Source organism: Aldersonia sp. NBC_00410 (assembly GCF_026342035.1).
Lineage (GTDB): Bacteria > Actinomycetota > Actinomycetes > Mycobacteriales > Mycobacteriaceae > Aldersonia.
The window spans coordinates 24,109-39,178 of record NZ_JAPENM010000015.1; the positions used below are offsets into that span (position 1 = coordinate 24,109).

General features: G+C 67.2%; 12 protein-coding genes. 8 read left to right on the forward strand and 4 right to left on the reverse strand.

The features are described 5' to 3' along the window. The first annotated feature begins 93 nt into the window (after nt 1-93). The 3 genes from OG921_RS25120 (at nt 94) to OG921_RS25130 (ending at nt 2,354) form a co-directional block, all read left to right on the forward strand. Complete coding sequence (locus OG921_RS25120; RefSeq protein WP_266115273.1) at nt 94-972, forward strand: alpha/beta hydrolase fold domain-containing protein; 879 nt, start codon at nt 94-96, stop codon at nt 970-972. A gap of 198 nt (nt 973-1,170) precedes the next feature. Continuing rightward, a complete protein-coding gene (locus tag OG921_RS25125; RefSeq protein WP_266115274.1) occupies nt 1,171-2,079 on the forward strand; it encodes a serine protease in 909 nt (302 codons plus the stop codon). Further along, the gene (locus tag OG921_RS25130) at nt 2,076-2,354 is read left to right on the forward strand and encodes a hypothetical protein (protein WP_266115275.1); all 279 of its coding nucleotides are present in this window, start codon (nt 2,076-2,078) and stop codon (nt 2,352-2,354) included. The genes OG921_RS25125 and OG921_RS25130 overlap by 4 nt, the downstream gene beginning before the upstream one ends. A 9-nt stretch (nt 2,355-2,363) precedes the next feature. Here OG921_RS25130 and uvrA read toward each other — a convergent pair whose 3' ends face one another. Together uvrA and OG921_RS25140 are read right to left on the reverse strand one after the other, a co-directional pair. Beyond that, complete coding sequence (uvrA, locus tag OG921_RS25135) at nt 2,364-5,312, reverse strand: excinuclease ABC subunit UvrA (RefSeq protein ID WP_266115276.1); 2,949 nt, start codon at nt 5,310-5,312, stop codon at nt 2,364-2,366. Nucleotides 5,313-5,493: 181 nt separating this feature from the next. Beyond that, on the reverse strand, nt 5,494-6,795 hold the full coding sequence (locus tag OG921_RS25140) for an alkane 1-monooxygenase (RefSeq protein ID WP_266115277.1): 1,302 nt from the start codon (nt 6,793-6,795) through the stop codon (nt 5,494-5,496). A 288-nt stretch (nt 6,796-7,083) separates the two neighbouring features. On the opposite strand from OG921_RS25140, the gene OG921_RS25145 reads away from it, so the two are divergent. Further along, nucleotides 7,084-7,770 (forward strand): MBL fold metallo-hydrolase, encoded by a 687-nt coding sequence (locus OG921_RS25145; RefSeq protein WP_266115278.1) that lies wholly within the window; start codon nt 7,084-7,086, stop codon nt 7,768-7,770. A 42-nt stretch (nt 7,771-7,812) separates the two neighbouring features. Here OG921_RS25145 and OG921_RS25150 read toward each other — a convergent pair whose 3' ends face one another. Next, complete coding sequence (locus OG921_RS25150; RefSeq protein WP_266115279.1) at nt 7,813-9,189, reverse strand: MFS transporter; 1,377 nt, start codon at nt 9,187-9,189, stop codon at nt 7,813-7,815. A 305-nt stretch (nt 9,190-9,494) separates the two neighbouring features. Between OG921_RS25150 and OG921_RS25155 the strand changes: the two genes are divergently transcribed. After that, a complete protein-coding gene (locus tag OG921_RS25155) occupies nt 9,495-10,703 on the forward strand; it encodes a mandelate racemase/muconate lactonizing enzyme family protein (protein ID WP_266115280.1) in 1,209 nt (402 codons plus the stop codon). A gap of 1 nt (nt 10,704) precedes the next feature. Here OG921_RS25155 and OG921_RS25160 read toward each other — a convergent pair whose 3' ends face one another. Continuing rightward, entirely contained in the window at nt 10,705-10,866 is a 162-nt protein-coding gene (locus tag OG921_RS25160; RefSeq protein ID WP_266115281.1) for a hypothetical protein, read from the reverse strand. 370 nt (nt 10,867-11,236) lie between these two features. Here OG921_RS25160 and OG921_RS25165 point away from each other — a divergent pair, with 370 nt between their 5' ends. The 3 genes from OG921_RS25165 to OG921_RS25175 are packed head-to-tail and all read left to right on the forward strand — an operon-like array spanning nt 11,237 to nt 15,070. Then, on the forward strand, nt 11,237-12,835 hold the full coding sequence (locus OG921_RS25165; RefSeq protein ID WP_266115282.1) for an aldehyde dehydrogenase (NADP(+)): 1,599 nt from the start codon (nt 11,237-11,239) through the stop codon (nt 12,833-12,835). A 28-nt stretch (nt 12,836-12,863) separates the two neighbouring features. Next, complete coding sequence (locus OG921_RS25170) at nt 12,864-13,802, forward strand: 5-dehydro-4-deoxyglucarate dehydratase (protein ID WP_266115283.1); 939 nt, start codon at nt 12,864-12,866, stop codon at nt 13,800-13,802. After that, the gene (locus OG921_RS25175; RefSeq protein WP_266115284.1) at nt 13,799-15,070 is read left to right on the forward strand and encodes a glucarate dehydratase family protein; all 1,272 of its coding nucleotides are present in this window, start codon (nt 13,799-13,801) and stop codon (nt 15,068-15,070) included. Before OG921_RS25170 ends, OG921_RS25175 begins: the two co-directional genes overlap by 4 nt.

A 15,070-nucleotide genomic window follows, 5' to 3' on the forward strand; every position in this document is an offset into this window, starting at 1 on the left:
CCAGGTATCCGCGGCCCGTGCCGGGTCATCAGCGGGGCGCGCACGGGACCGCGTCGACCGGTTCGTGTCGGAGCCCGATGCGACGATCGTCACATGAACGAGCCCGCGGAAAGTTCACCCGGTTCATCGGCGGTCACCGGTGTTGCCGCCGGCGTCCCCTACCTCGCGATTCCCCCGGATACAGGCCCGCGGGCAGACGCGCCGATAGTCGTCGGCTGGCACCTGCTCGACGCACCGCGCACCGAGTCGGCCTTCGCGGCGGCGCTTCCCTTGCACGGTCTCGACGCATGGCGGATCTACCTCGGTCTGCCGTTGTCCGGGTCCCGTGGGATACCGCAGGAGGAGGTGATGCGACTCGGCTACGAGGATGCGGTGGCGAACCTGCACGGGCCGATCTTCTCGGGCGCGGTCGACGAGTTCCGGGGCGCGCTCACTGCGCTGCGCGAATCCCTACCGATCGGTGCTGGGCCGCTCGGCCTGCTCGGCGGCTCGATGGGCGCAGCCATCGCCCAGGAGGTGGCACTGACGAGTGGTCTCGATATTGCCGCGCTGGTGATCGTCAGCCCGCTCGTCCGGCTTCGCGACGCCGTCGCCGCGGGTGAGCAAATTTTCGGGCAGCGGTATTCGTGGACGGGGGCCACCACGGCGACAGCCGACCGGATGGACTTCGTGGCACGCGCCGAGGAATTCGATGCGGCCGGGCAAGCTCCGGTACAGATCGTGGTGGGGACGGCGGACGACGAAGCCTTCATCGGCTCCGCCCGCGAGCTGTATACGGCACTGGCCCAGCGCTACCGCGACGACCAACGGGTCGTGATCACCGAAATCGACGGCATGGGCCACGCGCTCGCCGAGGAACCCGGATTGGAACCGGCGCCACAGACCGAGCACGCCGCGGCCGCCGACGGAATCGCGACCGAATGGTTCCGCCGGTGGCTGTGTGTGGCGGACGCAACGACACCGACCGAGTAGCCCCATACTCGCCGCAGTTCGGACCGGCCTGGTTCGCGCCGGCCGAATCGCGTAGGGCTGCGCACCCGGCGTCGCATTCGACCGGCCGCCTTCGACATTCGCGTACCGCGCCACTCGCGTTCGACCACCCCGCGCCGGTGACCCTGAATTCGCACAGCCCGCGCCGCACGGCGCGGTGCCCGACGAAAGGGAAAAACCATGCCGGACAACACCGATCTGCACACCTCAGTGGCGAATCTCGGCGGCGAATCGAGCGCACCGGCCGGGATCGAACCCGGCGCGCTCGGCAGCGCACCAAGCGAGCACGTGGAAGACGGGCTCGAGGTCACCAGTGACGTCTTCGACGGACCGGCCATCGAGGCAACCCTCGCCGACCTCGACGACCTTCCCGATATCGCCACCGCGTCCTACGGGGAACTCGGTGGCTCGCTCGAGTCCATCATCGGCACCGACGACCGCGTACAGGTCACGGCGACGGCGAACTATCCCTGGCGCGTGCATGCTTCGCTGTTGATCACCGCGGCGGACGGATCGCGATGGATCGGCACCGGGTGGTTCCTCGGACCACACACGCTCGGCACCGCAGGCCACGTCGTCTTCATCAAGAACAGTGGTGTGCCGGGCCGCGACGGCTGGGTGCGGTCGATCCAGGTGATCCCGGGACGCAACGGCGCCCAGCAGCCGTACGGGTCGGTGACCAGCAACAACTTCCGCAGTGTCACCGGCTGGACGAACAACGGAGACCAGAACTACGACTACGGTGCGATCCTGCTGCCCACCGAACTCGGCCAGCAAACCGGGTGGCTCGGCTTCGGCAACTTCGACGACGCCACGATCCGGTCCTCGGTCGCGAACATCGCCGGCTACCCCGGTGACAAGCCGGCAGGCACGCTGTGGTTCCACGCCTCCGACGTCGTGGACGTCAACGCGCTCGAGGTGTTCTACAAGACCGACACGGTGGGTGGGCAGAGCGGCAGTGCGGTCTACCGCTACGCCAACGGCCAGCGGCACACCTTCGCGGTCCACGCCTATGGCGGTGCTTCCTCGAACTCGGGGACGCGCATCAACGCACAGGTGTTCGCGAACCTGCAAGCATGGAAGGCATGACGGATTCGGATTCGGGCACGCCGGCGCCGTTGATCCTCGGAGCGGTTGCCGGCGCACCGGATACGGTCCCGGGCGGCGTCACGATCCTCGTCACGTCGGCCCCGGGGCCGTATCCGGACATCGCCGCACAGCCGGACGAGGAGGGCCGATTCGTGCTCACGACCGTCGGGCCGGGCGACTACACGATCCTCGCCGTGACCGCCGACGGCAGACGCGCGGAATCCACGGTCCACGTAGCCGATTCGTCGGTCGAGGCGACGATCCGGTTGCCGTGACGGGGATTGTCAGGCGCGCGAGGCGGATTTGGACCGCGCCTTCGTGGCGACCCGCTTGCGCGGCACCCGTTTCGAGGCGGGCTGCGTCTTGCCGTTGGTTTCCTTCGGTTTGAGCACTTGCTGCAGGAACTGCCCGGTATAGCTCTCCGGCAGCGCCGCGACGTCTTCCGGGGTGCCCTGCGCAACGATGGTGCCGCCGCCGGACCCGCCTTCCGGACCCATGTCGATCACCCAGTCCGAGGTCTTGATGACGTCGAGGTTGTGTTCGATGACGATCACCGTATTGCCCTTGTCCACAAGGCCGTTGATCACACCGAGCAACTTGCGGATGTCCTCGAAGTGCAACCCTGTCGTCGGCTCGTCGAGGATGTAGACGGTGCGCCCGGTGGAGCGTTTCTGCAGCTCCGCGGCCAGCTTCACGCGCTGCGCCTCGCCACCGGACAAGGTCGGCGCGGGCTGCCCGAGCCGCACGTACCCGAGCCCCACGTCCGCGAGCGTCTTCAGGTAGCGGTGGATCGAGGTGATCGGCGCGAACAACTCCGCCGCCTCCTCGATCGACATGTCGAGCACCTCGGCGATGCTCTTGCCCTTGTAGTGGACCTCCAAAGTCTCGCGGTTGTACCGCGCGCCGTGGCAGACCTCGCACGGCACGTAGACGTCGGGCAGGAAGTTCATCTCGATCTTCAGCGTCCCGTCGCCGGAGCACGCCTCGCAGCGCCCGCCCTTGACGTTGAAGGAGAATCGCCCCGGCTGATAGCCGCGGACCTTCGCCTCGGTGGTCGCGGCGAACAGCGTACGGATCTTGTCGAAGACGCCGGTGTAGGTCGCCGGGTTGGAGCGCGGCGTGCGTCCGATCGGCGATTGATCCACCTGGACGAGCTTGTCGAGATGGTCGAGGCCGTTGATCCGGGTGTGCCGGCCCGGCACCTGACGGGCACCGTTGAGCTTGTTGGCGAGCACGGTCGCGAGGATGTCGTTGACCAGCGTCGACTTGCCCGACCCGGAGACACCGGTGACCGCGGTGAGCACACCAAGGGGAAAGGCGACGTCGATGCCGGTCAGGTTGTGTTCGCGGGCCCCGACCACGGCCAGTTGGCGCTTGCGGTCCAACGGGCGGCGCACCATCGGCACCTCGATCTCGGACCGGCCGGAAAGGTATGCGCCGGTGAGAGATTCGGGGTCGGTGAGCAGTTCCTCATACGGCCCGCTGTGCACCACCTTGCCACCGTGTTCACCCGCGTAGGGACCGATGTCGACGACCCAGTCCGACGCACGGATGGTGTCCTCGTCGTGCTCGACCACGATGAGCGTGTTACCGAGATCGCGCAATCGGGTGAGCGTCTCGATGAGCCTGCGGTTGTCGCGCTGATGCAGACCGATCGACGGTTCGTCGAGGACGTACAGCACTCCGACGAGACCGGAGCCGATCTGGGTCGCGAGCCGGATCCGTTGTGCCTCTCCGCCGGACAGGGTTCCGGCCGCGCGCGCGAGCGACAGGTACTGCAACCCCACGTCGAGCAGGAAGCCGAGCCGGGCCTGGACCTCTTTGAGCACCTGACCGGCGATCGCTTCCTCGCGCGTGCCGAGGGTGAGTTTGTTCAGGTACTCGGAGCATTCGGAGATGGAGAGGTCGCAGACCTCGGCGATGGATTTGTGTTCGTCGCCCGCGGCGATCGTCACCGAGAGAATCTCCGGCCGCAGCCGAGCCCCATTGCACTCGGGGCAGGGCACATCCCGCATGTAGCCGTCGTAGCGTTCCTTCATCTGCTCGGACTCGGTGTTCTCCATGCGCCGCTGCAGGAACGGCATCACACCTTCGAAATCCGCGTAGTAGGAGCGGACCCGGCCGTAGCGATTCTTGTAGCGCACGTGCACCTGGTCGGTGCTGCCCTCGAGTACGGCCTTGCGCGCCTTCGCCGGGAGGTTCTCCCAAGCCGTGTCCATCGAGAAACCCATGATGTCGGCGAGCCCGGACAGCAGGCGGTTGAAGTACTCGGCCGTCTGTCCCATCGACCACGGCGCGATCGCTCCTTCGCCGAGGCTCAGCCCCGGATCCGGCACCACGAGTTCGGGGTCGACCTCCTTGCGAATGCCGAGGCCGACGCATTCCGGGCAGGCACCATAGGGCGAGTTGAACGAGAACGAGCGCGGCTCGAGGTCATCCACACCGAGCGGGTGGTTGTTCGGGCAGGCGAGTCGCTCGGAGAAACGGCGTTCCCGATCGTGCGCGTGCTCGTCGCGGTCGACGAACTCGAGCACCACGATGCCGTCCGCGAGCCGCAATGCCGTCTCGACCGAATCGGTGAGGCGCTGTTTGGCGCTCCGCTTGACGGTCAACCGGTCGACAACCACCTCGATATCGTGCTTTTCCTGCTTCTTCAGTTTCGGCGGATCGGCGAGCGAATGGACCGTGCCGTCTACTCGCACCCGAGAGTAACCCTGCGTGTTCAACTGATCGAACAGGTCGACGAACTCGCCCTTGCGGGTTCGCACGACCGGGGCGAGCACCTGGAAGCGGGTGCCCTCATCCATCGCGAGCACCTGGTCGACTATCTGCTGCGGAGTCTGCTTCGCGATCCGCTCACCGCAGACCGGGCAGTGCGGTGTGCCCGCGCGCGCGAACAGCAACCGCAGATAGTCGTACACCTCGGTGATCGTGCCGACCGTCGAGCGCGGATTGCGGTTGGTCGACTTCTGGTCGATGGACACCGCAGGCGACAAGCCCTCGATGAAGTCCACGTCCGGCTTGTCCATCTGGCCGAGGAACTGGCGGGCATACGCCGACAGCGACTCGACATACCGGCGTTGCCCCTCGGCGAAGATCGTGTCGAACGCCAGACTCGACTTTCCGGAGCCGGACAGGCCGGTGAACACGATGAGACTGTTCCGCGGCAGATCGAGATCGATCCCCCGCAAATTGTGTTCCCGCGCGCCACGAATTATCAGGCGGTCCGCCACCGACAGTCCCTTCTCGTCTACCTCGATCGAACACGCACGACTCTGCCCCCGAATGCTAGGCCAGGGCACCGACAGGCTTCTTGGATGATTGCGAAGGCACGTTCGATTGCTGTACCCCCGACGGTAGCGCGCCGAATCGGACAACAGCAGGTGGCGGCGAAATAGTCCCGCTACCGCCTGCTCACACCCGAGCGGTCTCGTCGCGCAGGTCACCGTCGCGATCGTGTGGCGGGCGGATGACCGGTCGCATCGTGACCGCGTGCGCGGAGCCGGTGGACACTCCGGGCGCCACCGGACCCGGACCCGCCCCAACGTGCTCGGCGGTGGGACTTGTGCGGGCGTACTTGGCCAGAATCGCCGCCCGGCGGCGCGGACAGACGTTGACGAGCGTGATGTCGCCATCGTGATGAGCAAGTACCCGCTGGTCCATCACCCGCCGCCACAATGCCGGGACGAACGCGAGCAGGATCATCGCGGCATAGCCGCGAGGCAGCTGCGGCGCGCCGTCCAGGCTGCGCAACGTCTGGTAGCGCCGGGCCGGATTCGCGTGGTGGTCGCTGTGCCGCTGCAGATGGAACAGCAGGATGTTGGTGACCAGACTGTCGCTATTCCAGCTGTGCCGCGGCTGCGGGCGCTCGTAGCGTCGGGCGTCGCGGCGCTGCCGGAGCAAACCGTAATGCTCGACATAGTTGACGGTCTCCAGTGTCACGATCGCGACGAGCGCCTGCAGCAGGAGGTACGGCAGGATCGTCACCCCACGGACCGCGACGAACAGACCGAACAGCGCGACCGTCATCGACCAGGATTGCAAGATGTGGTTGCGCGGGCTCCATACCGACCGGTGCCCGCGGCGCAGCCGCTGTCGTTCGAGACGCCACGCGGACACCAGACTGCCGCCGATGCTGCGTGGCAGGAAGCGGTAGAGCGACTCGCCGAATCGCGCGCTCGCCGGGTCGGCCGGGGTCGCGACCCGCACGTGGTGGCCACGGTTGTGCTCGACGAAGAAATGTCCGTAGCCGGACGGTGCCAGAGCGACCTTCGCGAGCCAGCGTTCGTGCCGTTCGACCCGATGACCGAGTTCGTGCGCAGCGTTGATGCCTACCCCGCCCATCAAGCCAACGGTCGCGGCGAGGCCGAGTTTGTCGACCACGCTGAGCGCGGGATCGGCCCACAGATACGCCGCGACGGTCAGCCCGGATAGCAGGATCGGCAGGAACAAGTACGTGCACCAGCGGTAGTAGCGGTCCGACGACAGCTGCCGGTATACCTCGTCCGGCGGGTTGTCGCCGTCGTCACCGAGGAGGATGTCGAGCACGGGAATTATGGCGAACACCACAATCGGCCCGATCCACCAGAACACCCGAAATCCGGTGAGGCCGACCAGCGTCGACGGCAGCAACGCACAACCCGGTGCCACCAAACCAAGGACCCATAGGTGCCGCTTCGAATCCCGCCAGACCACGGAAACGTCCTGGACTTGCATCGCAATTCCCCCACCCGCGCCGATCTGTGGTTTCCCCAGCGGCAGATCCAGGCGCGGCCCCGAGCCCAGCTCCCAACCGCCACTCCCCCAACGGCCCGAGCCGTCGATCGCTGCACAGTAGCCGTATCGCTCGGACACATCAAAAGATAGGTCGCACCTGGAAAACGGCAATTGCGCGCGAATAGCTACTCACGGGTCAGTTCCGCTACGCTGCTCTGTCCCCGCAGCCGTAGCGCCGAATTCGCAGCACTGCGACAACCTCGAACCGGCGCCGGTAACGTCACGGGCATGAGTGAGCAGCACGTGGTTGTCGAAGACGCCTACACCGGTCACGTCTCTCCCGGGTCCGCCGCGCAGCGTCGTGCCGTGCCGGGCGCGACGATCGTGAAGATGGCGGTCGGTCCGATGAACAACAACACCTACGTGGTGAAGTGCGACGCGACCGGTCGCGGCCTGCTGATCGACGCGGCAAACGAAGCCGACCGGCTCGAGCAGTTGCTGAGCCAGGAGGCACCCGACCTCGCCCTGATCGTGACGACACACCAGCACTTCGATCATTGGCAGGCGTTGCAGCAGGTCGCGCAGAGCACCGGCGTTCCGACCGCAGCACATCGACTCGACGCCGACCCGCTGCCGGTGCGTCCGGACCGGCTGCTCGCCGAGGGCGACACCGTGGAGATCGGCGAGCTACGCCTCGAGATCATCCACCTCGTCGGCCACACGCCTGGATCGGTCGCACTCGCACTCACCGACGGCGACGGGCGGGTGCACGTGTTCACCGGCGATTGCCTGTTTCCCGGCGGCGTCGGCAAGACCGGGGATCCGGGCGCGTTCTCGTCTCTCCTGAACGGGGTCGAGGAGAAGCTGTTCGGGCGATTCGGCGACGATTCGGTGGTCTACCCCGGCCACGGTGACGACACCACGCTGGGCGCGGAACGGCCGCAGCTGGCCGAATGGCGCGAGCGCGGCTGGTGACGCAGGTCCGCGCCACCAGCGCCCGCCCGACCGGTTAGCGGGTCAGCCGACTCGCTCGTCGGTCAACTCGTCGAGGTCCAGGCGGCGAATCGGGCCGACCACGACGACGTAGCAGACCACCGCGAGCAGTGCGCTCAAGCCGACGTAGAGCAGCGCGAGTTCGAACGAACCATGCGTGTTGACGAGGTAGCCGATGACGATCGGGGTCGTGATCGCGGCGAGCGACCCGAAGGTGTTGAACACGCCGCCGCTCAGTCCGGCGATTTCCTTCGGAGCGGTATCGGCGACGACGGCCCAGCCGAGCGCGCCGAGTCCCTTGCCGAAGAACGACACCGACATCAGCGCCACCACCAGCCACGAGGCGTCGGTGTAGTTGCAGCCCACGATGAGGGTCGCCAACAGGAGTCCGACGATGATCGGGGTCTTGCGGGCCCACGTCTGCGACCACCCGCGCCGGAGCAGTGCATCCGACAGCACGCCGCCGAGGATTCCGCCTGTGAAGCCGCACAGCGCTGGCAGTGCGGCGACGAACCCGGCCTCGAGGATGGACATGTTGCGGTCCTGCACGAGATAGACCGGGAACCAGGTAAGGAAGAACCAGGTGATGGTGTTGATGAAGTACTGGCCGAAGTAGACCCCGAGCATCATGCGGTTGCGCAGGAGGAACTTGACGCAGCGCAACTGCTCGGCGCCACTGAGGTTGGGCCCGCTGTCCGGCTGATCCATGTCGACCAGCGCGCCGCCGGTCTGGATGTAATCGAACTCGGCCTGCCGCAGGCGCGGGTGCTGGCGCGGGCTGTAGATCACCTTCGTCCAGAGCAGGCCGAGTGCGATGCCGATCGCGCCGACGATGATGAACACGTGCTCCCAGCCGAATGCGACGACGAGCCAGCCCATCAGCGGGGCGAACACCACGGTCGCGAAGTACTGCGCGGAGTTGAAGATGGCGGCCGCGGTGCCGCGCTCGCGCGTCGGGAACCAGGCCGCGACAATGCGCGAGTTACCCGGGAAGGACGGTGCCTCGGCGATACCGACGAGCAGCCGGAGCAGGAACAGCAGACCGACCGCGGTCCCCATGCTGAAGTTGCCGACGAAGGCCTGGCACATCGTGAAGACCGACCAGGTCAGGATCGCGCCGCAGTAGACCTTCTTCGAGCCGTAGCGGTCCAGCAGCCAGCCGCCGGGAATCTGGGCGAACAAGTACGACCAACCGAAGGCGGAGAAGATGTAGCCGAGTGTGACCGAGCTGATGCCGAGCTGGTCTTGCACGGAATCGCCGGCGATCGACATCGTCGCGCGATCGGCGTAGTTGATCACGGTGACCGCGAAAAGCATCGCGAGAATCGTGTAGCGGACCTTGCCGGTTTTCAGGCTCGTGACGATGGCCGATTGTACGGTCGGCGCCTGGGTGAGAGTCATTTCTTTCAGAACTCCTGTCACGCACATCGGCGCGAGGGCTTGGGCGGATATGGTGAGCGTCACGTGACGTGGCACACAGAATCTACCGATGGTCATGCATGCACGTCCAAGCCCAATTCGGCATTGAACAATCCAATATGGATATGGATCGGTGCCCTAAAATTTGTCGGAGTTCTGGCCGTGGTCGATACAGGAACTATATTGATCAATCCACAAGATGTGTTGGACGTGCATCGATCCTCGTTCGTATGGTGGCCGTATCCGCCGGATTCCGGCACAGACGTTCGAGTCAGGAGACCCCCGACATGTCCACCGAGACCCTCGTGAACCGGCCGACCAGCGCACTCTCGGCCCCCGACGCCGCGCTCCGGGCGCTCGCGCCGGGCGACGCGACCCGCGACCGCATCGCCACTGTCGAGCTGTCATCGGTCGTGCTGCCGCTGCAGAGCCCGATCAGCGACGCGAAGGTGCTCACCGGCCGACAGAAGCCGATGACCGAGGTCGTGTTCCTGTTCGCCGAGATCCGGACCGAAGACGGGCACGAGGGCATCGGCTTCAGTTACTCCAAGCGCGCCGGCGGCCCGGCGCAGTTCGCGCATGCGAAGGAGATCGCGCCGGTGATGATCGGTGAGGACCCCAGCGACATCGCCAAGATCTGGACGAAACTGGTGTGGGCGGGCGCCTCGGTCGGGCGCAGCGGCGTCGCGACGCAGGCCATCGCGGCGTTCGACATCGCACTATGGGATCTGAAGGCGAAGCGTGCGAACCTACCGATTGCCAAACTCATCGGCGCGCACCGGGATTCGGTGCAGTGCTACAACACCTCCGGCGGATTCCTGCACACCCCCATCGAACAGGTGCTGGAGAACGCGTCCGCGGCCCTGGCGAGCGGCATCGGCGGCATCAAGATCAAGGTCGGCCAGCCCGATTGGAAGACCGACATTGCCCGACTCGAGCGGGTTCGCGAACACCTCGGAGACGATGTCCCCCTGATGGTCGATGCCAATCAGCAGTGGGACCGGCCGACGGCGATGCGGATGGGGCGCATTCTCGAACGCTTCGACCTGGTCTGGATCGAAGAGCCGCTGGATGCATACGACGCGGAGGGCCACGCCCAGCTTGCCCGCGCCCTGGATACCTCCATCGCGACCGGCGAGATGCTCGCGAGCGTCGGCGAACACGTCCGGCTGATCGAGAACGACGCGGTCGACATCATCCAGCCCGACGCCCCGCGAATCGGTGGCATCACGCAGTTCCTGCAGTTGTCGGCGCTGGCCCAGCATAAGAACCTGCAGCTCGCCCCGCACTTCGCAATGGAGATCCATCTGCACCTGGCCGCGACCTACCCGCACGGCGCCTGGGTTGAGCACTTCGACTGGCTCGACCCGCTGTTCAACGAGCACCTCGAGATCCGCGACGGCCGCATGCACCTGTCGGCACGGACCGGCCTCGGCTTCACCTTGAGCGAGCAGGCGCGTGCGTGGACGGTCGCGACCGCACGGTTCGGTAACTGAGCTACCCCAGCCCGTCCACCCGCGCGGTTGTCGATGCGCGCGGAGCCGCACAACGCAGCGCCGCCGACGCCGCGAACACGTTCGCGGACGAGTCGATCGGGTTGAGCTCGATGTTCGCCCCGCGTGGATTGCCCGCGCCGCCGCGTCGCGCGGCCTCATGCAACTACCCACCGGCCATGCACCCACATTCCCATCGCCTCGAAGGCCGTCGATCCGCGCTCCATGCACGCCCTTCGTGAGTGTCGGACCGGCCGCGTTGACCGTCGTGCCGATCACCGAGCGAATCCCGCCCGTCCAAAGCCCATCGCGCACGGTGATGCCCGCCCGGTGGGTGCCACCGCGTGCCGATAAGGATGCGACGGCTTTCGATGCCGAAGACGTATCGATACGAGGCAATTTTGACTTGGACATGTATCGGTGTGGCGCCCTAGCGTTGCTATCAAGACCCAGGTCACATGCAGATCGTGACGGCGCGTGCGGCCCGGGTCACCAACCTGATCACCGCCTCGAACTTTCGACCCCAAGGACTGCGCATGACTGCCACCGTGAACCGTTCCGCCGTGCTGAGCGGGCAGATGATCATCGCCGGCGAGCCGGTCTACGGATCCGGAGCCACGATCCATGGCATCGACCCGAGCACCAACGCGACCCTCGAACCCGGATACCGGCACGGCGGGCCCGACGAGGTGGACCGCGCCTGCGCCGCCGCAGCCGAGGCTTTCGGCCCCTACCGGCGCACTGACGCGCAGACGCGGGCGCGGTTCATCGAGTCGATCGCGGACAACATCGAGGCGCTCGGTGACACCCTGGTGCATCGCGCGTGCACCGAGAGCGGCCTGCCCGAAGGCCGCATCCGTGGCGAGGTGGGCCGCACCGCCGGCCAGCTCCGGCTGTTCGCCTCGGTGCTGCGCGAGGGCAGCTGGAACGGTGCGCGCATCGATCCCGCCCAGCCCGACCGGACGCCGTTGCCCCGCGCCGACATTCGGCAGCGCAAGGTCCCGCTCGGCCCGGTCGCGGTGTTCGGCGCGAGCAACTTCCCGCTCGCCTTCTCCGTCGCCGGTGGTGACACCGCGTCCGCACTCGCAGCCGGCTGCCCGGTCGTGGTGAAGGCGCACGACGCGCATCCCGGTACCTCCGAGCTCGTTGCCCGAGCCATCACCGAGGCCGTCGCGAGCACCGGCATGCCCGCAGGCACGTTCTCGCTGCTGTTCGGCACGGGCCGCGACCTCGGCACCGCACTGGTCACCGACCCCCGGATCAAGGCGGTCGGATTCACCGGATCACGTTCCGGTGGAACAGCACTCGTGCGGGCTGCCGCGGCACGACCCGAGCCGATCCCGGTGTACGCGGAGATGAGCTCGATCAATCCGGTCTTCCCGCTGCCGCAGGCCCTCGCCGCCCGTGGCGCGGAACTGGGCGCGGCGTTCGCCGGCTCACTCACGCTGGGCTCCGGGCAGTTCTGCACCAACCCCGGTCTCGTCATCGCCGTGGACGGCCCCGGTCTCGATGCCTTCGTCGCAGCCGCCGCGGCCGCCGTCGCCGATGCGACACCGACCGCGATGCTCACGCCGAACATCGCCGAGTCCTACGCCGCGGGCGTGACCGCACTGGCCGAGGAAGCCACCGTCGAATCCCGCGCCACCGCAACGGATGAACCGAATCGGTGCGCCGCGGCACTGTTCAGCACCGACGCCGAGTCCTTCGTGGATTCCGAGGTATTGCAGCAGGAGGTGTTCGGCGCGTCCAGCGTGATCGTGCGCTGCCGCGACACCGCGCAGGTGCGCGACGTCGCCACCCGGCTCGAAGGACAGCTCACCGCCACCGTGCACGCGGACGACACCGACCTCGACGACGCAGGCGAGCTCCTCGACATCCTCGAGCTCAAGGCAGGCCGAATCCTCTTCGGCGGCTGGCCCACCGGCGTCGAAGTGGGCCACGCGATGGTGCACGGCGGCCCCTATCCGTCCACCTCCGATTCCCGCACCACGTCCGTGGGTTCGTTGGCAATCGAGCGCTTCCTGCGGCCGGTCGCGTACCAGGACGTGCCCCCGACCCTGCTGCCCGCCGCCATCGCCGACGGCAACCCCGACCGGATCTGGCGCCGCGTCGACGGCCAGCTCACCAAAGACTGACACCCCCACCGCACCAAGAGGAGTTCCCATGCTCGACGGAGTTCTGTTCTTCCCCGTCACCCCGTTCACCGAATCCGGTGACGTCGACCATGCCCGTCTCGCCGAACACATCGTCAAGGGCGTCGACGCCGGTCCCGGCGGCGTTTTCGTCGCCTGCGGCACCGGCGAATTCCACGCCCTCGCCGTGGGCGAGTTCGGCCGGATCGTTGCGACCGCGGTCGAGGCCGTCGGCGGGCGTGTGCCGGTGTTCGCCGGTGCCGGCGGCTCGGTCGCACAAGCCAAGGAGTTTGCCCAGAGCGCGAAAGCCAATGGTGCCGACGGCATCCTGCTGCTGCCGCCGTATCTGGTGTCCATGCCGCCCGCCGGACTCGTCGCCTACACCAAGGCGGTCGCCGACACGACCGATCTGCCGGTGATCGTGTACAACCGGGGCAACGCACGCTTCGACGCCGCCGCGGCGGCCGAGGTCGCGCAGTTCCCCACCGTGATCGGTTTCAAGGACGGCACCGGCGATCTCGACAACGTCGGCCGCATCGTCCGCGCGGTTCAGGACGCGCTGGCCCCGTCGGGCAAGAACTTCCTGTTCTTCAACGGCATGCCGACCGCGGAAGTCACCCAGCAGGCCTATCACGCCATCGGCGTCACGCTCTACTCGTCGGCGACCTTCGCGTTCGCGCCCGAACTCGCGCTCGCCTTCTACGACGCACTGCAGGAGGGCAACACCGAACTGGTGAATGCGCTGCTGCGCGCGTTCTTCCACCCGCTGGTGCGGCTGCGCGACACCGTGCCCGGCTATTCGGTGGCGCTGATCAAGGCCGGTGTGACGATGGAAGGCATTCCGGCCGGCCCGGTTCGCGCACCGCTCGTCGATGCGAGCCCGGCGGACACCCGGGAACTCGAGCGCATCACGGCCGCGGGACGCGCGGTGCTGGCCGACGCACTCGCCGCGGGAGCGGTGCGGCGATGAGCACGGCGCCGATCCGGATCAGCGGCGCGCGGATCACTCCGGTCGCTTTCGTCGATCCCCCGCTGCTGAACACGGTCGGCGTACACCAGCCCTACGCCCTGCGCGCCATCGTCGTGCTCGACACCGACGCCGGTCTCGTCGGCCTCGGCGAGACCTATGCCGACACCGCGCATCTCGCCCGCCTGGAGGCGGCGGCCGAGGCGATCGTCGGACTGGATGTGTTCGCCCTCAACGCAATCCGGTCCGCGATCGACACCAAGCTCGGCGGGCACTCGATCACCGGCGGCGATGGTGTCGCCGGTATGATCACCACCTCGAGTACCACGGACCGCGTGTTCTCGCCGTTCGAGGTGGCCTGCCTCGACGTGCAGGGCAAGGCGCTCGGCAGGCCGGTCTCGGATCTGCTCGGTGGCGCCGTGCGCGCAGCGGTGCCGTTCAGCGCCTACCTGTTCTACAAGTGGGCCGGACATCCCGGTGCGCAGCCGGACGAGTGGGGCGAGGCGATCGACTCCGACGGACTGGTGCGCCAGGCCCAGAAGATGATCGGCGAGTACGGCTTCGGCGCGATCAAGGTCAAGGGTGGCGTCTTCACACCGGACGAAGAGATCGCGGGCATCAAGGCGCTGAGAGCCGCGTTCCCCGGCCTACCGTTGCGGCTCGACCCGAATGCGGCGTGGACGGTGGAGACCTCGATCCGCGTCGCCACGGAGCTGGACGGCATCGTCGAGTATCTCGAGGACCCGACCCCCGGCCTCGACGGCATGGCAGAGGTCGCACGCGAGGCCAAGATGCCGCTGGCCACCAACATGTGCGTGGTCGCCTTCGATCACCTGAAGCCCGCCGTGCTGCGCGACTCGGTGCAGGTCGTGCTCTCCGATCACCACTACTGGGGCGGGCTGCAACGTTCCCGACTGCTCGCCGGCATCTGCGACACGTTCGGCATGGGCCTGTCCATGCACTCCAACTCGCACCTGGGCATCAGCCTGGCGGCAATGGTGCACCTCGCCGCGGCCACACCCAATCTCACCTACGCCTGCGATACGCACTGGCCGTGGAAGACCGAGGACGTCGTGCTGCCCGGTGCCCTGCGCTTCGTCGATGGTGCGGTGCCGGCGCCGACGGCGCCGGGTCTCGGCGTCGAGCTCGACGAGGACGCGCTCGCCGGCCTGCACGAGCAGTACCTCGACTGCGGCCTGCGTGACCGGGAGGACACCGGCTACATGAAGTCCATCGATCCGAGCTTCGAGAACACCTCACCCCGCTGGTGA